General features: G+C 40.5%; 13 protein-coding genes and 4 pseudogenes. 13 read left to right on the top strand and 4 right to left on the bottom strand.

Going from position 1 to position 19,292, the window contains the following annotated elements; genetic code table 11:
- From pdxA to NDM98_RS10145, 9 genes and pseudogenes are all read left to right on the top strand, one after another.
- Entirely contained in the window at window positions 1–972 is a 972-nt protein-coding gene (pdxA, locus tag NDM98_RS10180) for a 4-hydroxythreonine-4-phosphate dehydrogenase PdxA (RefSeq protein ID WP_251609068.1), read from the top strand.
- Between the two features lie 616 nt (window positions 973–1,588).
- A pseudogene (locus NDM98_RS10175) lies at window positions 1,589–3,258 on the top strand (LytS/YhcK type 5TM receptor domain-containing protein).
- A pseudogene (locus tag NDM98_RS10170) lies at window positions 3,258–3,991 on the top strand (LytR/AlgR family response regulator transcription factor). Before NDM98_RS10175 ends, NDM98_RS10170 begins: the two co-directional pseudogenes overlap by 1 nt.
- Before the next feature lie 120 nt (window positions 3,992–4,111).
- Window positions 4,112–5,341, top strand: coding sequence for an L-lactate MFS transporter (locus NDM98_RS10165; RefSeq protein ID WP_251607041.1), 1,230 nt, complete (start codon window positions 4,112–4,114; stop codon window positions 5,339–5,341).
- A gap of 85 nt (window positions 5,342–5,426) precedes the next feature.
- Window positions 5,427–6,742 (top strand): annotated as a pseudogene (gene dsdA / locus NDM98_RS10160) (D-serine ammonia-lyase).
- A 150-nt stretch (window positions 6,743–6,892) separates the two neighbouring features.
- Complete coding sequence (locus NDM98_RS10155; RefSeq protein WP_251607039.1) at window positions 6,893–7,585, top strand: SGNH/GDSL hydrolase family protein; 693 nt, start codon at window positions 6,893–6,895, stop codon at window positions 7,583–7,585.
- Window positions 7,578–7,712 (top strand): hypothetical protein, encoded by a 135-nt coding sequence (locus tag NDM98_RS23475; RefSeq protein ID WP_285803908.1) that lies wholly within the window; start codon window positions 7,578–7,580, stop codon window positions 7,710–7,712. Before NDM98_RS10155 ends, NDM98_RS23475 begins: the two co-directional genes overlap by 8 nt.
- Window positions 7,713–7,766: 54 nt before the next feature.
- Window positions 7,767–7,955: a hypothetical protein gene (locus NDM98_RS10150; RefSeq protein WP_251607037.1), complete on the top strand. Its 189-nt coding sequence runs from the start codon at window positions 7,767–7,769 to the stop codon at window positions 7,953–7,955.
- 380 nt (window positions 7,956–8,335) lie between these two features.
- A complete protein-coding gene (locus tag NDM98_RS10145) occupies window positions 8,336–9,991 on the top strand; it encodes an IS1182 family transposase (protein ID WP_251607035.1) in 1,656 nt (551 codons plus the stop codon).
- Between the two features lie 34 nt (window positions 9,992–10,025).
- Here the strand turns inward: NDM98_RS10145 and NDM98_RS10140 are convergent, their stop codons facing one another.
- From NDM98_RS10140 to NDM98_RS24450, 4 genes are read right to left on the bottom strand one after another with little or no spacing between them, the layout of a single operon-like run.
- Window positions 10,026–11,456: a four-carbon acid sugar kinase family protein gene (locus NDM98_RS10140; RefSeq protein WP_251607033.1), complete on the bottom strand. Its 1,431-nt coding sequence runs from the start codon at window positions 11,454–11,456 to the stop codon at window positions 10,026–10,028.
- Window positions 11,456–12,358, bottom strand: a complete 903-nt coding sequence (gene garR / locus NDM98_RS10135) for a 2-hydroxy-3-oxopropionate reductase (protein ID WP_251607031.1) — start codon at window positions 12,356–12,358, stop codon at window positions 11,456–11,458. Before garR ends, NDM98_RS10140 begins: the two co-directional genes overlap by 1 nt.
- A gap of 47 nt (window positions 12,359–12,405) precedes the next feature.
- Complete coding sequence (locus tag NDM98_RS10130) at window positions 12,406–13,770, bottom strand: GntP family permease (protein ID WP_251607029.1); 1,365 nt, start codon at window positions 13,768–13,770, stop codon at window positions 12,406–12,408.
- Between the two features lie 40 nt (window positions 13,771–13,810).
- Window positions 13,811–14,659: a MurR/RpiR family transcriptional regulator gene (locus NDM98_RS24450; RefSeq protein ID WP_308807738.1), complete on the bottom strand. Its 849-nt coding sequence runs from the start codon at window positions 14,657–14,659 to the stop codon at window positions 13,811–13,813.
- 153 nt (window positions 14,660–14,812) lie between these two features.
- Between NDM98_RS24450 and NDM98_RS10120 the strand changes: the two genes are divergently transcribed.
- The 4 genes and pseudogenes from NDM98_RS10120 (at window position 14,813) to gucD (ending at window position 19,288) form a co-directional block, all read left to right on the top strand.
- Window positions 14,813–15,649: a class II fructose-bisphosphate aldolase gene (locus NDM98_RS10120; protein WP_251607027.1), complete on the top strand. Its 837-nt coding sequence runs from the start codon at window positions 14,813–14,815 to the stop codon at window positions 15,647–15,649.
- 502 nt (window positions 15,650–16,151) lie between these two features.
- The gene (locus NDM98_RS10115) at window positions 16,152–16,838 is read left to right on the top strand and encodes a GntR family transcriptional regulator (RefSeq protein ID WP_251607024.1); all 687 of its coding nucleotides are present in this window, start codon (window positions 16,152–16,154) and stop codon (window positions 16,836–16,838) included.
- Window positions 16,839–16,896: 58 nt separating this feature from the next.
- On the top strand, window positions 16,897–17,814 hold the full coding sequence (locus NDM98_RS10110) for a dihydrodipicolinate synthase family protein (protein WP_251607022.1): 918 nt from the start codon (window positions 16,897–16,899) through the stop codon (window positions 17,812–17,814).
- 3 nt (window positions 17,815–17,817) lie between these two features.
- Window positions 17,818–19,288 (top strand): annotated as a pseudogene (gucD, locus tag NDM98_RS10105) (alpha-ketoglutaric semialdehyde dehydrogenase GucD).
- Window positions 19,289–19,292 lie beyond the last annotated feature (4 nt).

Below are 19,292 nucleotides of genomic sequence, written 5' to 3'. Positions count from 1 at the left end.
ATGGGAGACGCAGCAGGAGTTGGGCCCGAAATTATTTCAAAAGCCTTTGCATCAGGAGAACTATTTCAATTAGGTCGCCCGCTTGTCATTGGTGATTACGAGTTAATGGAACGTGCTGTAGACATAACAAAAACAGAACTTAATGTTGTTCCTGTTCAAGATCCATCAGAATGTGTATTTGAACCAGGCACGATTGAAGTCATTGATCTGAAGTTACTTCCGAAAGATTTGCCATTCGGTCAAGTTAGTGAAAAAGCAGGAGACGCGGCATTCCGTTACGTTGAAAAAGCAGTAGAGCTTGCCAAGGAATCAAAAATTCATGCGATCTGCACAGCGCCTCTTAATAAAGAAGCCATGCAAAAAGCAGGTCATATGTATCCAGGCCATACCGAAATCTTAGCCGAGCTTACAGGCACAAAAGACTTCTCAATGATGCTGTCTGCACCTAATCTAAAAGTCATTCATTTGACCACACACATTGGGCTGCGCAAAGCGATCGATACCATTAATCCAGAGCGTACGCACAAAGTGATTACGCTCGCAGACGAAACATTAAAAAATGCCGGTATTGAAAATCCGCGTATTGCTGTCTGTGGAATTAACCCACATGCCGGAGAAAATGGACTGTTTGGTGAAGGTGAAGAGGAAGAAAAACTTATTCCTGCAATCAAACAAGCTCAAGGTGAAGGCATTAACGTCGAAGGACCTTATCCTGCAGACACACTATTCTTCAGAGCAGCCCGCGGCGACTTTGATATCGTAGTAGCCTGCTACCACGACCAAGGCCACGTTCCAATTAAAGTCATGGGACTTGAAGCCGGAGTCAATATCACAGTTGGACTAAAAGGTGGAATTATCCGCACATCCGTTGACCACGGAACCGCATTTGATATCGCTGGTAAAAATATTGCCGACGAACGTAGCCTTATTGCAGCTTACAAAGATGCAGTAGAACTGGCTCCAACAAAATAAACAGTAGAAGCAGTAAACATCATATGGTGTTTGCTGTTTTTTTGTGGTGGGGGTGTTGGATGGGGCGATGGAGCCTCAAGTGAAACGATAGCCACCCAAATTGAAATGATGGAGCCTTAAGTGAAACGATAGCCATCTAAATTGAAACGATGGAGCCCCGAGTGAAGAGATAGCCATCCAAAGTGAAGCGATGGAGCCCCAAGTGAAACGATAGCCATCTAAATTGAAACGATGGAGCCCGAAGTGAAACGATAGCCACCCAAATTGAAACGATGGAGCCCGAAGTGAAACGATAGCCACCCAAATTGAAACGATGGAGTCTCGAGTGAAACGATAGCCAGTCAAATTGAAACGATGGAGCCTCAAGTGAAACGATAGCCACCCAAATTGAAACGATGGAGCCCCAAGTGAAGCGATAACCTCCCAAATTGAAACGATGGAGTCACAAGTGAAACGATAATCCACCCAATCAAAACTACATCCAGCTACCCCAAAACCCCTTCCCAACCTAGCATTTACGCTTCCACACCCGTCAATTCATTCCACTTCCTCAATGATTACGTTTACATGTATAAAGTCTGATAAACTAGAGAAATTAGCTTTAGAGGAGACGATCATGAATACGTATCTTGAGATGTTTATCCACCTTCTTGAACGGGCGGCGCTGCTTTTAATATGCTTATACTTTTTAACAAAAATTCCTGGCTTTAGAGAGCTTTTGCAAAAGGATAAATTAACGTCCCCGCGTGAGTTGTCCGTTGTGACGATTGTTTTTTGTGCATTTGCTTTGTTTGGTACGTACTCTGGGATTGAAGTGGAAGGGTCACTTGTTAATGTGAGGACCATTGCTATAGTGGCTGGTGGGATTCTGTTTGGTCCATGGGTCGGGATTATTACTGGTGTGGTTTCGGGGGTTCACAGATATGTGATTGATATTGGTGGAGTGACGGCTATTCCTTGTTTAATTACTAGTATCACGGCTTGGAATCATGGCTGGTATTGTTCACTTTAAGGTGAAAAAGCAAAATTGGTGGGTTATCGGGATAGCGGTAGGTATGTTCTGTGAAATCCTTACGATGGGATTAATTCTACTTTTGGCCGAGCCTTTTGATGTAGGTGTCGAAATTGTCTCGATTATTGCTGTTCCTATGATTCTTGGTGAAATTAGTATTGGACTTATTATTCTTCTTGTGTTGAATATTGAAGGCGAGAAAGAACGTGTCGCTGCGGCTCAATCGAAAATGGCGCTTGAGATTGCCAATAAAACTCTGCCATATTTTCGTTCGATTAATCAAGATTCGCTTCACACTATCTGTCAGATAATAAAAGAAGATATTGATGCGGATGCTGTGGCGATTACAGATACGAATCATGTTTTAGCCTATGTAGGTTATGGGGAAGAACGATACTCGGCTTGGAAGCAAGATAAATAGTGAACTGACAAAGCAATCCATAAAAAGCGGGGAGATTACCATCCGCAATCAAGTCGCAGATCATCATACACCACAAATTCAATGTCTCTTAATTATTCCGTTTAAGGAGCATAATGAGATAACAGGTTCACTCAAAATTTATTATCAAAAAGCCAACAAGATTACTGATTCCCTGCAAACGATGGCGATAGGTTTAGCTCAGATTATCTCTACTTTAATGGAAATTTCTCGAATTGAACAAGTTCGAGCAGGGGCGGAGAAAGCTGAACTTAAGGCCCTTCAAGCAACGATTAACCCACACTTTTTATTTAATGCGTTAAATGCAATAGCTTCAACCACACGAACGGACCCTGTGCATGCAAGGGAATTGATCATTAATTTATCTGGGTATTTACGTTATAACCTGGAGCTAACAGATGAGATGATTGAGATTTCGCAGGCACTTGAGCAGGTGCAAGATTATGTAGAAATTGAAAAAGCACGGTTTGGTGACCGCTTAAAGGTTCATTATGAAATTGACTCGGTGGACGTGCGCATTCCTAGCTTACTTATTCAACCGCTTGTGGAGAATGCAATCAATCACGGTGTACAAAAAGGCAAGCAGCAGGGTGCAGTTACGATTCGTGTTGAGGACCTTGATGAAAAGGTTAGAATTACTGTTATGGATACGGGAGTGGGGATCAGTCAGGAGATTATTGATCAGCTGTACTCAGATCAGGTCTCTCCTAAATCGATCGGTTTAGCAAATGTTCATCAGCGCGTAAAACTGATTTACGGAGAAGGATTAGTGATTCGTAGATTGAATCCAGGGACACTTATCTATTTTGATGTAGCTAAAAGGACGGATGGATAATGAAAGCGATAATTGTTGAAGATGAGATGCCAGCTCAAAAAGAGCTACAGTATTTAATAGAAACCCATAGTCACATTGAGGTGCTTGAATGCTTTGATGATGGAATAGACGTTCTCAAATATTTGCAGGATCACGAGCCAGATGCGATCTTTTTAGATATTAATATTCCTTCCTTAGATGGCATGATGCTTGCAGGCCATATACGTAAATTTGAGACAAAACCAACGATCATTTTTACAACAGCCTATAAAGAGCATGCGGCAAAAGCCTTTGAGCTTGAAGCCTTTGATTACATTCTAAAGCCATATAGTGAAAAACGTGTCGCTGCTATGCTGTCAAAGCTTGAAACTCATTTTTTGAAAAAACAAGCTGAGGATCCGCTTATTAAGGCAACCTCAAACGTAACTGAACGCATTAATGTATGGAAAAACGATAAAATTTACGTTATTGATGTAGATGAGATTTATTATGCCGAAGCGAGTGAAAAGCAGACGATCATCCATACAAAAGATGAAGTCTATTCTATTCCTTCTACAATCTCTGTTTTTCAATCGCAAGTAACAGAGGATCTCTTTTATCGCTGTCATCGTTCCTATTCGGTAAACGTGACGAAGATCCATGAAATCGTACCGTGGTTTCACAATACGTACCTGCTTCGTTTACAAAATCTTGATGCTGAAATCCCCGTCAGTCGGGGAAAGCAAAAGAATTCAAACAGTTGATGCGTTTATAGAAACGGTTCATTCCTAATTAGAAGCAGTTCATTCCAAGCTGCGTACACTCGGATCCTCAGGTGCTAAACTTTATTCATAGAAATAGATGTTTACCGCCGGATGGAAAGAGGAGAGTTAGGATGAATACAACAAAGACGAATCGACTATGGATCATTTTTGGAACCGTTCTCGTTCAAATGGGTCTAGGTACGATCTACACATGGAGTTTATTTAATCAACCTTTAGCAGAATTAAATGGATGGAACCTAAATGCAGTAACCGTTACTTTTTCAATCACAAGTTTTGCCTTAGCTTTTGCTACTTTATTTTCGGGTAAAATCCAAGAAAAGATTGGGATACGTAAGCTTCTAATATTCTCAGGTCTCACACTTGGAATTGGATTGATTCTAAGCTCGTTTGTTTCACAGCTTTGGATGCTATATATACTAGCTGGTGCTGTAGTGGGATTTGCAAACGGAACAGCCTACATTTCATCATTATCAAATTTAATTAAATGGTTTCCTAAACGGAAAGGTCTTATCTCAGGTATATCGGTAGGGGCTTTTGGTACAGGAAGTTTGCTCTTCCGTTATATTAACGGATACTTCTTATCAACATTTGGTGTCACACAAACGTTTTTACTTTGGGGAATGTGTGCACTTGTTCTTATCGTAGGTGGAGCCTTTTTAGTACGAGAAGCAAAAGCGGCCCCTGCTGTTCAGACGAATCATCAGCTAAAAGAGTATTCAGTTAAAGAAATGTTAAAAACAAAACAAGCATATATGCTGTTTATTATCTTTTTTACAGCGTGTATGAGTGGATTGTATCTAATTGGAATTGCGAAGGATGCTTGGGAAAGTCTTGCGGGACTTAATGCACAGACTGCAGCAAATGCGGTTGCGCTGGTTGCAATCTTTAACACAACAGGACGTGTGGTTCTGGGGGCGCTCTCTGATAAAATGGAACGCATGCATATTATAGCTGGTACTTTGTTCGTTACTGCTCTTGCGGTTTCTGTCTTGAGTTTTGTTGAACTAAACTTTGGCTTGTTTTTTGCTTGTGTAGCAGTCATTGCCTTTAGCTTTGGCGGGAACATCACCATCTTCCCTGCAATTGTTTCTGACTACTTTGGATTAAAAAATCAAAGCATCAACTACGGCGTGATCTATCAAGGTTTTGGTATAGGTGCATTAGCTGGTTCGATTATCTTTACGATTATGGGTGGCTTTGTTCCAACCTTTATGGTGATTGCAGCAATGTGTGTGATCTCATTTATATTTGCAGTGTTCATTCGAAATCCTCGCCTCAAAGCAGCAGAGGTAAAGGAAAAAGAAGAAAGTCATTCTGGACAAGTAGCAATGGATAACTGAAAATAGGTTAAAAAAACGAAAAGAGCGATGAAGCTCTTTTCGTTTTTCGTTATACTAAATAAAAAGAGCGAGGAGGTTTGATATTATGGCGCAAACCATTTTAGGAAAACCGATAGAAGAATGGACCGAATCGTTTCCACTCTTAGAACAGCTCATTGCAACTGAACCTGTGAGTGGATGAACCCTAAATATAAAAGCAACGACTACACTGCAAAACTTACGGAGCAAGACGTGCATGACGCAGAGAAAAGGCTGCAACGTTTTGCGCCTTATCTGGCTAAGGTGTTTCCTGAAACCGAAGCCACTAAGGGGATTATTGAATCTCCAATAAAAAGAATAAGAAGTTTACAAGACAAGTTGGAAAAACATCATACAAAATCACTGTCAGGTGATCTATGGGTAAAATGTGATAATGAACTTCCTATCTCCGGATCGATTAAGGCGCGTGGAGGTATTTATGAGGTACTAAAACATGCCGAGGATTTAGCGGTCGAGAAGGGGTTCCTTCGATATGAAGACGATTATTCGATACTCACTGAGCGTAAATTTCGCGAGTTTTTTTCTTCCTATAAAATAGCCGTTGGTTCAACGGGAAATCTTGGCTTGAGTATCGGTGTGATGGGCGCGAGTCTTGGTTTTCAAGTAACCGTACATATGTCAGCTGATGCTAAACGATGGAAAAAAGACCTGCTTAGAAGCAGAGGTGTTCAAGTAATTGAATATCAATCCGATTATAGTAAAGCTGTAGAAGAAGGAAGAAAGCAGGCAGATGTAGATTCAACCACTCATTTTGTTGATGATGAGAATTCAACAACCTTGTTCTTAGGTTATGCAACCGCTGCTTTTCGCTTAAAAAAGCAGTTGCAGGATCAGAGCATTCAAGTCAATGCGGATCATCCTTTATCTGTGTATTTACCATGTGGTGTTGGCGGTGGACCGGGTGGAGTTGCTTTTGGATTAAAGCTAGTATTTGGTGAACACGTACATTGCTTTTTTGTAGAACCAACACACTCACCTTGTATGTTATTAGGGATGATGACAGGGGAGCATGACCGTGTATCTGTACAGGATTTTGGTATAGATAACAAAACGATTGCAGATGGATTAGCTGTTGGTCGTGCCTCTGGATTTGTTGGTAAAGTAATGGAGCCACTCCTCTCAGGTATCATAACCGTTGACGATCAAGAACTATATAAACTTCAGGCGCTTTTAATGGACTCTGAAAACATGTATGTAGAACCATCTGCCGCTGCGGGGTTGGCAGTTGTAAGTCAATTAGGTTTTGCGCAAAACTCAAACGCCACACATATCGCTTGGGTAACAGGTGGAAGCATGGTGCCAAGAGAGCAGATAGAAGAGGATTATGTAATAGGAAAGAGGTATTTAGAAGAAGGTAGATAATAAGAGGCGCCTTTGGTGTCTTTTTTCATTATTTAAACAAACGTTTCGTTAAAAAGTGGTACGAAAACTGACACGAATTTATTCGTTACCTCCTAAACAAAATGGGATAAATGTGGTATGATTGTGTGAAAATATGTGGGAGGCGAAAGATTGAAACGACTTGGAATTACCTTGCTTGCGATTATTGGCATGTCACTTTTACTACTTAATGTTCTACAAAATATAGAATCTCAAAAAACAGAAGCTGTAGCAGCAGATGATGAAGAATTGGCTGCAAAGATTGATCGTTTAAACCCTGAAAATGGGGAAGTTAGCTACGTTGATTATTTACATTATTGGGCACTGACTCATGATGAAGTGCGAATTGCCGTAATTGGTAGCAGCGTGACAAACGGAAAAGGGGCAAGCTCGGAAGCAAAAAATTGGCCGAGTTTGATGCTTGGAGCGATTCGAAATTCTGATGAGGATTTAGTAACGAGTCGAGTGTTGAACTATGGTGTAAATGGAGCGACGATACAGAACTTATTAGATAACGGTAGCTTTGAACAATTAATAAAAGAGAAACCAGATTTTATTATTATGGAAAGCTCTATCTTAAATAGTCACCGTAAAAATGAACCTTTACAAGATACAAACACATCCATTACAACGGCAGTAGAGCTCGTGCGGAATGCCCTGCCAACAAGTAAGATTCTACTTACCTCACCGAATCCAACCACCATTAAACTGGATACGGATTTTAATGATATTGGCTTAAATTATCAAGAATACCTTGAAAGTACGGAAGATTATATCCACAGCCAAGGCTTGGAACTATGTCGATATCTACTCAGCTATGCTTGAAGAATTCGACGCACAGGGACTAAGTCTGGAGCAAACCCTAGATGACGGTCTACACCCAAATGACCTAGGCTATCAGATCTGGGCAGAGAAATTAATGATGTATTTAAATGAAGAACGAAATCTATAAGATGAAACCACCGTTTTTAAGTGAAACGGTGGTTTTTTTGTGGTTTAGGGCAGGATGGAAGGTGGTAATTGGAGCGATGGGGCCAAGGCTGGAGCGATGGAAGTTGGAATTGGAGCGATGGGGCCAAGGATGGAGCGATGGAGCACAGATTGGAGCGATAGAAGTTGGAATTGGAGCGATGGAGCCAAGGCTGGAGCAATAGAAGTGGAAATTGGAGCGATGGAGCCAAGGCTGGAGCGATAGAAGTGGAAACTGGAGCGATGTAGCCAAGGCTGGAGCGATAGAAGTGGAAATTGGAGCGATGGAGCACAGATTGGAGCGATAGAAGTGGAAACTGGAGCAATGGAGCACAGACTGGAGCGATAGAAGTTGGAATTGGAGCGATGGGACTAAGACTGGAGGATTAAAGTAGAACTGAAGCGGAGAAGCCAGACTGAGCAATAATTCCATAAAAAGAGGCTGGACAAAACCCAGTAAAGTGACTAAATGAAATAGACAGGCATCTTCGGATTTTCCGAAGATGCCTGTCTACTTTTTATAGATAAATCATTGGTTTTTAGAAGCAAAATAAGGACCCCTCTGATAGAATTAAGTTACCACACAAAACCCAAAGGGGGATCCTTATGTTTAAACAGTATACCATGCATGATGTCATTTTACCGCTTGATTTAGAAAGAAAATTACCGAAAAATGATATTGCTTTCACCGTGAACACTCTAGTTGAAAGTATCCCAGACGAAGCCTTCGACGCTTTCCTCCGGAAAACGGGACATCCTGCTTATCATCCTCGTATGATGATGAAAATTATTTTGTGCGCCTACACTCAATCGGTCTTTTCAGGTCGTAAGATTGCAGCCCTTCTTCAAGACAGTATTCGTATGATGTGGTTAGCCCAAGAGTATCAACCTAGCTATCGCACCATCAATCGCTTCCGAGTGAACCCCGATGTTCAAGACCTTTTGCGCCAGTGTTTTGTCCAATTCCGCTGTCAGTTGGTCCAGGAAAAGGTCATCGAAGAAGAAGCGATCTTTATTGATGGGACTAAAATCGAAGCGAATGCCAATAAGTTTACCTTCGTGTGGCGGAAGTCTACAGAAAAATATAGTGCTCAGTTGATGGAAAAGTCGAATCGGATGTACGAAGAACTTGTCGAACAGGAGATTATCCCTGCCATTGAAAGAGAAAACCCAGAAGCCCTCACGGACGAGGAGTTAACACAGGTAGCAGAGAAACTTGACGACACCGTGCAGGGATACGATCGCCGTATTGAGGCAAGTGAAGATGTGGCCGAACGAAAGCAGCTACGCTCAGCACGTAAAGCACCGAAACAGTACCGTAAGCAGTATAACGACTTCATTACACGCAACCAAAAATATAAGAGGGATATGGAAATCTTCGGAGATCGTAACAGCTATTCGAAGACAGATCCCGATGCCACATTTATGCGCATGAAAGACGATTATATGAAAAATGGACAGCTTAAACCTGGGTACAATGTGCAGTTGGCGACCGAAGGTCAGTATGCCTTGGCTTATGATGTGTTCCCAAATCCTACAGATACGCGAACCTTTATTCCTTTTTTAGATAAGATCGAACAGGATTTCTTTGCGTTACCCAAATATATTGTCGGAGATGCCGGGTATGGCAGTGAGCAAAATTACGACGATGTCGTCAGCCATCGGAAACGTATTCCTTTGATCACGTATAATCAATACCGAAAAGAGAAGAAAAAGAACTATAAACAAGACCCCTTCCAAATGTCTAACTGGCCATATGATGCCGAAGAGGATGCGTTCACTTGTCCAAATAATCGGAAACTAGCTTTTCACTATCATTCCGAAAAGCGTGATAAAGCGGGTTTTATGCGAAAGTACCGTGTGTATGAATGTGAGGATTGTTCGTCTTGTCCCTTCCGAGCTCAATGTACAAAAGCAAAAGAAGGAAATCAGAGAAGGATCTATTACAACGAACGTTGGGAAGAACAAAAAGCCTATACGAGACAGCTGCTTGCCGAAAAAGAAACAGGTGAAATCTATGGCAAACGCAAAATCGATGTGGAACCAGTCTTCGGATTTCTGAAGGCTAATTTGCGTTTCACTCGAGTCTCTGTACGAAGTAAAGAGAAAGTGAAAAATGAATTAGGATTCGCGTTCATGGCGGTGAACATAAGGAAGTTCACCGCTAGAGCCGTTAGGTTTTCAAGAGATTTTAAGAATCGAGTATCAAAAAAGATCTCCTTCACCAAGAAAATGGTGATGGAGATCTTTTTTTGTATCTGAGACTAGTTATGTCCCAGCCTCTTTCCGATTCAACTTATTTACCTTCTAATACTTCAACGGCTTCTTTTAATGTTTCTGCTTGTCCGACGTTACCAGGGAAGACGATGTAGGCACAGCCAGGGAACTTGCTTTCGGCTCCGGTTTTCCAGACAGGGATTCCAGGTTTGATTTGACCGGCTACATCTGCGCGTTTCACTGAAAGTCCAGTAGTACCAACACTGCTGGAGGTAATGCCGCCTTTTGCAATGATGTAGTTAGGACGAACAGTTAAGTCACTAACTATGCTTGTGACAGCATCGGAAATTTTAACAGATAACATTAATTCTTCTTCTTGGCGGTTTTCGCCAAGGTCTAATCTCTCGCGTCTTGTGTAGTAAACAACGGATTTTCCAGAGGTAATGAGTTCTTCGATAGTTGTGCGAACTCGTTCAATTTCGTGAGCGAATTTCTCCTCATCTAATACAAGGTGTACATCAAATTCAATAGCTTCTACTAGATTACTTTCGATTAAGGCATTTAACTGTTCTGTTGTTTTTTGAACGTGCGAACCAACAACGATTAATCCACCATGTCCCGTGTCTTCGGTAATCAGTTCCTCACGTTTTAATAAGGCTTTGTCTGATACGCCTCCTATAACTTTTGTTAATGCAGAGGCACTGCGGCAGAGAAAATGTTTGCCTTCTTTTATTGCTTGTAGAAAAGCTGTAACAAAGACTTCGGCATCGACGTAGTCAACAGCATTCACAATGATCTTTTGAAATTCTGTAGCAGACATCAGTTGATTCTTAATCGTTTCAACATCAGCGGCTCTTAGCGTTTCAAGAGTGATGTAAATGCAGTCTTCCTTTTTAAACTCGCCTTTGGTTTTTTCTTCTACCCATTCACCCAGGTGCGAAGCTTTGAATCCAAACGTGCGGTCTTTAGCGAATTCCGTTTCGCCAGCAGGCACAAGGTCCTCTCCGTACTGTACATAATGAACATTATCAATCGTTAGACGGCCACCTTCTTTAAAAAATGGCATGATTACTTCTCCATCAAATGTTGCAGAAGAAGCAGCCTCGATTGTATTTTTTAACGTAACAGTCTCTAAAGGATAGTGTCCACGTAGGGTAGAATCTCCTCGGCTAATAAGCACGTAAGGTACACCTTCTTGATCTGAGATCGTTTGAACACGTTCTGCAATTTCAGTATGGGCCTTAATGGTTTCTGCTGTTGTGAATCCACGTGAATTGGTTAGTAAAAAGAAGATACGGTTTTGTTCACGAAAGCCTGCTTGGATCGAATTTTTTGACCAATCCGTATAAACAGAAACACCATGAACGGTTTGAATTCCTGTTGGATCATCATCCAGTACCACAATTTTATAGGCAGAGCTTGATAACTCGTCTTTTAGCTTTGATTGAACAGCCTCTCTATTAATAGAAGGGATGCGGGCTAGTAGCTCTGAGGTTTTTTCGGTCTTCATTAGTTTTGCTCCTTTCTTTCAACGGTTACATTAGCCATTTTCTCGTAATGCTGCACGATGCTTGCGTGATCTAATGCTTCCTTTCCATCTGCTTTTAATGAATGGAAAATCTCAAGCAACTGGCTAGATAAAGGGAGTGGCACAGAAAGCTCGTGTGCCGTGTTCATTACATTTGTCAGGTCTTTAAGGTTAATATCAACTCGTCCACCTGCTTTAAAGTTACGATCAAGAATCATTGGGATCTTAGCATCCATAACTGTACTTCCAGCTAGACCTCCACGAATCGCTTGGTACATTTTATCGATATCAATACCAGCCTTTGAAGCTAGAGTTAGAGCTTCAGAAACAGCTGCAATATTTAGGTTCACAATGATTTGGTTGGCAAGCTTTGCAGTTGTACCACAACCACTATCACCAACAAGCACAATATCAGTACCCATCGCAGCAAGAACAGGTTTCACTTCTTCAAACTGTGCTTCTGGTCCTCCGACCATAATGGCAAGTGTACCGTCAATTGCTTTTGGCTCGCCTCCACTTACTGGTGCATCAAGGAAATGTACGCCTTTTGTTTCGGCTAGTATCGCCATTTCTTTTGAATCAACAGGGGATACTGAACTCATATCGACAATGACTAACCCTTTAGAAGCACCTTCCATTACTCCGTTTTCACCAAAAACAGCCATGCGAACATGCTCTCCTTTAGGAAGCATGGTAATGATGTAGTCACTTTGCTGGGCTACTTCTTTTCCTGAAGTGGCAGGAGTGGCTCCCTCAGATGCTAATTGCTCAACTGTTGCTGTATTTAGATCAAAAACTGTGACAGTAAAACCTTTTTGTATTAAGTTTCTTGCCATAGGTGTTCCCATAATTCCTAGTCCGATAAATCCAACTCGTTTATTCATTTAAATCTCCATCCTTTTTTGTGAATATATTTTCTCTCTTTAGTGTTCTACAATCCTGGTAAAACGTTTTGGAACAATGTTAGGAAGTAAATAAACCCAAGTGCCGTAATACCAGCGATTAATCCACCTAAGCTCCATACACGTAACGTTTCCATCATGGTTAGTCTTCCAAATTTACTTACTACCCAGAAGCCTGAATCGTTAGGTAGAGATAATCCAATTCCACCTGCGCAAATAGCAAGTCCTAATAAGACTGGAGATGCACCTAGCTCTGCTGCCATTGGACCTAAAATCGTTGATGTTGTAATGAGGGCCACAGTTGCACTTCCTAACGCTGCGCGAAGAAGCTGAGCAAATAAGAAGGCAAGTAAAAGAACTGGCATGTTCACTCCTTGCATCATATTAATGAGCAAATCACCAATGCCGGTTTCTTGAACCACTTTCCCAAATGCGCCACCTGCACCTGTAATGAGGAGAACCATACCTGATGAATTAAAAGCCTGGTTCATAACGGAATTTGTATCTTCAATTAAATATGGCTTTAATGCAAACATTGCTACTATTACACTAATTAATAGAGCGGCATTTTTGTCCCCAATTAAGGCGAAAAAAGTAGGGATAATGTGTTCGGGATTATTTACAAATACTAAATTCATAACGGTATTTGAAAGTATTAGTACTATTGGTAGAGCAAGCATAGCGAATGCTAACCAAGTTGGTATGTTTTTTTGACTCGAATGAGTGTCTACTAGTTCCAAATTTTCTGTTACATCATCTAATCGATTACCTGTAGGTATGCGCTTTCCTATAAAACGTCCATATAAAACTCCACCTACTAAAGTTGCGGGAATGGCTACTAATAATCCATAGATAAAAAATATGCCTATATCAGAATTAGTTTGATCTGCAACAATAAGTGGACCAGGAGTTGGAATGATCAAGCTGTGCGATACAATTAAACCAATGGCTAGAATCGCAACAAACGTGGCCAATGATATTTTTGTTTTTATTGATAGGCTTTGAACCAGTTTATTTAAAATGATAAAAGCAGCATCAAAAAATACGGGAATAGCTACAGTTGTTGCCGTAGCAGAAAGTGCGATTGGTGAGCGTTTAACACCAAATGCGTTTATCATAGATGATGCAATTTTTTCAATTGCACCTGATGCAGCAAGAAATTGACCAAATATGATTCCAAGTCCAATTAATATCCCGACACCCGCCAAAGTGCCTCCAAACCCATCTGCAATAACTCCGGGAAGGTCTCGTACACTAATGTTAGACATAAGGCCAATGCCAATTGCAACCACTAAGAGTGAGATAAAAGCGTCCCATTTCAATTTAATAATTAAGACAAATAACACAACTAAAGCGGCTATAAAACCAATGATTAACCCTGTTCCTGTTAGCAAAATGGTTCACCTCTACTGTACTTTCTTTTTAAGTGCAAGATTATTTCTTCATACGTGTAACAGCGAGTCTTGATTGATTGACTCTACTTGTTAATCTGTCGCCACCTAAAGCAACCATCCTTGTATACATCGTATCAATTAAAGCAAGCTGAACAATCCTTGAAACCATTGCATCGGAACGCTTGTTTGTTTCTGATGCTTGTGTTAATAGAAGATACGTTGCCATACTTGCAAGTGTTGTATTTCGATTAGACGTAATTACAATGACTTGAGCACCATTACTCTTAGCGATTTCAATCACATCAATAATGTCAACGGTTTCACCGGAGTGCGAGATTGCAATAACAACGTCTTGATCGTTCATATGGCTTGCATAAATAGCTTGATAATGTGGATCTTTAACCGACAGAGTTGTTTCACCTAACCGCATAAATTTATGCGCTCCATCCTCAGCAATTGTTCCTGAGAGTCCTTGGCCAAAAAAGTAAAGACGTTTGGCCTGCTGAAGGGCGAATACTGCCTGTTCTATAGTCGTTACATTTAAAGTATCTTTGGTCATGGCTAACGCAGAACTAATCTGATCTGAAATTTTTTCGAATACAACATCTGCCTGATCACCAACCTGGATATCATGAGTTTCTGACACAGCTGATCTTGATTCTGCGAGCTCTTGAGCAAGTGCGACCTTTAATTCTTGATAACTAGCGTAACCAAGCTTGCGATATAATCGAACGACACTTGGCTCACTCACTTGACTTAATAGTGATAATTCATTCATTGAAAGTAAGAATGGTTTATCATGTTGATTTAACTGATTAATAATCTTCCGCTCAGATGCGGTAATGGATTCTTTTTTTGTTCTACACGTTGTTGAAAACTGGACAACGATGAATCACCTCCATGTTCGTAGTAATATTACTACATGATAACCGCTTACACAAGAGTTTTTATTAGTTTTACTACATAAATAAGGTTGAATATTGTCGAAAATAGCGTTATCATAGTGATTATTGTAATAAAACTACATTAACGGAGGGGTATTATGTTTGTCTCAACTAAAGAGCTTTTAACACAGGCTGAACAAGATAACGCTGCTATCGCGGCTTTTAATTGTTATAACGCAGAAACGGTTCAAGCAGCTATTCAGGCAGCTGAAAAAGCAAACCAAGGGGTATTAATCGCTTACGGAGAACGATATAAAGATTACATGAATTTGGAAGCGTTTGCGGCATTTGCGATCAAATTTGCTGAGTTAGCAACTGTTCCGGTTGCACTTCATTTAGATCATAGCTATGAAATAGATACAATTAAGCGAGCCATTCAAGCTGGATTCTCATCTGTTATGTTTGACGGTTCTCCTCATTCATTAGAAGAGAACATTAGACTGACAAAAGAAGTAGTTGAACTGGCTCATGCAAAAGGTGTGCACGTTGAGGCTGAAATCGGTTCAATGGAAAAAGGAGATTTTTCTGATGAAGAAGAGGGAGACGGGCGTTTAACGGATCCTACAGAAGCAGCACAGTTTGTCACTGAAACAGGTGTTGATTTCCTTGCTGCATCTATTGGAACGGTACACGGGATGTATAAAGGGGAACCAAAGCTACAGTTTGACTTATTAAAAGAAATAGCAGAAAAAATTCAAATACCACTCGTGCTACATGGTGGTTCAGGAACACCAGAGGATCAAGTGTTAAAAGCGATCGATTATGGAATTCGAAAGATTAATGTAAACACAGAAATTTCACTTACAGCAGTAACAACCATAGCCGAAGCACTAGAAGAGAACCCAAACGCACATCTAAGCTCAGTAATGACTGAAGCCCAAAACAAAATGATTGGGCACATGGAGAAAATCATTAAGCTATATCAAAATAAATAAAAGCTATAAAAAAAGCCGAACCAAGAGGAATCATTCCTAATGGTTCGGCTTTTTTACACTTACATCAAATATGCTAATCCAATCACAATAAATATGGCAATTGGAATGAGCAATAGGTAGGTCCAAGAAAGATTGCGAAAGCTTTTTTCGCTACTATAGTTTTGATCCGTTGTATTGATATAAATAATGGTAACAACTAAACCAACAACACAAATAAACCCTGTAAAAATTAATAAAAAAATCATAAGCTCACTCCCGAACTACTCTCTTTCTTCACTATAAAGGAAAAGCAATCAACATGTAAGCGCATAATCTTTTTCGTTTATGTATTGACACAGCCTAGTGTTGACTATTAAGATAAATATAATATCTGATATATCAGATATATTAGTTGGTTTTGGGAGGAGGCTCAGTCTCTAAAAAGCGGCTGTATGATGAGGTTGACAGGTATAGACTTCAACTATAGTATTTGATATATCAGATATCAAATGGAGGATTCATCATGAAAAAGCAGACGTTCGCACAGGATTTTTTCAGTTCTGGAGTTGAAAGTGTTAAGTCTTTGCGGGAGATCGCAGTTGAGAAAATTAAAGAGGCCATCGTTAGTGGCTATTTTCTACCTGGTGATCATCTAAAGGAACGAGAACTCTCACAACTAATGGGCATTAGTACAACTCCAATAAAAGAAGCATTCCGTATTCTTGGAAATGAGGGCTTTGTTAAAACGGTGCCACGCAAAGGGACATACGTATCCGAATATGCCAATACATCGATTGAGGAAATACTGTTACTCAGAGCTTCCATTGAAGGACTTTGCTGTCGATTGGCTGCAATGAAGATGTCAGAGTCAGACCTAGACCTTTTAGAAAAACAAGTAACAAAAATGGCTCAGTTAAAGGAAGAACATGATGCTGAAGCTTTGTTACAGCAAAATACTGCTTTTCACGAGATGATTGTTCATTTTGCAGCAAATGCAATGATTAAAAACATGCTAGATAATGTAAAAGCATTTGACCAAGCATTTCGAAAAAGAGCTCTTTCATATAACAAAGAAATCATAGAGGGTTATGCAGAGCACTCAGCTATTTTTCAAGCAATAAAACAACGAGATGGCGATTTGGCTGAGCAATTAATGAAACAGCATATCTTACGTACAACAGAATTTATACTCTCTAATCAGAATGAATAATAGAGGTAATACTCTATTAAATAAAATGATAACGCATACAAAACATAAGGAGGCAGCTATGGATTACCAACTTTTTGCTAAGAAACTAGAAACGATTTCAGCTATCCCTATTACAGCATTTCATGATGATTTAAGTGTGAACTGGGATGGAGTGAAAGAAAACATTGAGTATTTAATCGAACATGAACTAAAAGTGGTGGTTCCATGTGGGAATACGAGTGAGTTCTATGCTCTATCAATTGATGAAGCAAAAGAAGAGATTCGTAGAGTTGTAGAATACGTCAATGGTAGGGCGCTTGTTGTTGCAGGTGTTGGCTATGCCGTACCGACAGCAGTTGAGCTTGGAAACTATGCAAAAGAAGCAGGGGCAGACGCTATTATGATTCATATGCCAGTGCATCCTTACATTACTTCAGAAGGAGCAACGAATTATTTCCGTTCGATTATTGAACAAGTTGATTTGCCAACCCTTGTTTATTTTAAAGATCCACATATTTCAGATGATGTTCTGAAGGAATTGGCTCCACTTGAAAGACTGGTAGGTGTCAAATATGCGATTAACGACCTACCTCGTTTTACAAAATTGGTTCGAGAAGTGCCAAGCTCACACAATATCGCGTGGATTTGTGGCACCGCTGAAAAGTGGGCACCGTATTACTGGAACGCAGGTGCAGTAGGATTTACCTCTGGTTTAGTGAACATCCTGCCTAGTAAGTCGTTTGAATTACTTGAGGCACTTAGAACAAACAATACCAAACAAACGTGGGATGTCTGGGAATACGTCTTACCATTTGAAGATTTAAGAGCCAAATACAATAACGGAAATAATGTCGTTGTTATTAAGGAAGCGATGGAGGCTGTTGGTCTAACAGCTGGAAAAACACGTGAGCCGGTAGCTGCTTTAAATGAAGCCGATCACGCAGAAGTTGAAGCATTACTTGAAACATGGGGATTAAAAACAACGCAAAATTCATAAAGGATGGTGTACATCATGGCAGAAGCAATCAAATACAATAATTACATTAATGGTGCATGGGTAGAGGGTTCCACAGGAGAGGTTGGAGAGAGCATTAATCCAGCTAAAGCAAAAGAAGTTGTTGGCCTTTTTCAGAAATCAACAGAAAAAGATTTAAATACAGCGATTGAAGCTGCAGCAGCTGCACAGAAGCAGTGGAGAAAACTAACGGGTGCTGCCCGTGGAGCCTATTTATATAAGGCAGCCGATATTTTAGAATCACGGACCGATGAAGTAGCTGAAACGATGACAAAAGAAATGGGAAAAACACTGCCAGAAGCAAAAGGCGAAACAGCTAGAGGAGTTGCCATTCTTCGTTATTATGCAGGAGAGGGCTTGAGAAAAACAGGAGATGTGATTCCTTCAACTGATGCAGATGCCTTTATGTTCACTACAAGAAAACCTCTTGGTGTGGTTGGTGTGATTACACCTTGGAATTTTCCAGTGGCGATTCCGATTTGGAAGGTAGCACCTGCCCTTATTTATGGGAATGCCGTTGTGCTTAAACCAGCATCAGAAGCATCAATAACCGCTGCAAAGGTAATGGAGTGTTTTGCTGAAGCTGGTTTTCCAAAGGGAGTTGTGAATTACATAACCGGTTCAGGTTCTGTAATTGGTCAAGGACTTGCGGATCATAAGCTTGTTGATGGGATAACATTCACTGGTTCAGATGGAGTTGGTCAAAAAGTTGGGCAATCTGTTCTGGCTAGAGGAGGAAAATATCAGCTAGAGATGGGCGGAAAGAACCCAGTGATTGTAGCTGATGATGCTGACTTGGATCTGGCCGTTGAAGCGACAATTAGTGGTGGATTAAAATCGACTGGACAGAAATGTACAGCCACTAGTCGAGTGATTGTAGACCAAGCAATCTACGAAACATTTAAAGAAAAATTAGTTTCAAAAGTTAGCGAAATTAAGGTAGGAAACGGCCTTGATTCAGGTAGCTTGGATGGGACCAAGTGTAAGCGCAAGCCAGCTTGATACAGTACTCTCTTATATTGAAAAAGGGAAAGAAGAAGGCGCAAAACTCATTTTTGGTGGAAAGCGATTAGAAGAAAATGGACTCGCCGACGGTTATTATGTTGAGCCTGCCATTTTTGATGAAGTAGATACAAAAATGAGCATAGCACAGGAAGAAATTTTTGGGCCAGTCTTGGCACTAATTAAAGTAAATGGATTAGAGGAAGCAATTGATGTTGCAAATGATACAAAGTTTGGATTAAGCGCATCTATTTTTACGACGAACATTGCACGAATGATGACGTTTATAGAAGACGTTGATGCAGGTCTAGTTCGAGTAAATGCTGAAAGTGCTGGAGTTGAACTACAAGCACCATTTGGTGGAATGAAACAATCAAGCTCCCACTCACGTGAGCAGGGAACAGCTGCCATTGAATTCTTTACCGAAGTAAAAACAGTCTTTATAAAAGGATAATGAC

The organism is Alkalicoccobacillus plakortidis (assembly GCF_023703085.1).
Lineage (GTDB): Bacteria > Bacillota > Bacilli > Bacillales > Bacillaceae_D > Alkalicoccobacillus > Alkalicoccobacillus plakortidis.
This window is presented reverse-complemented; position numbering and strand designations above follow the sequence as displayed.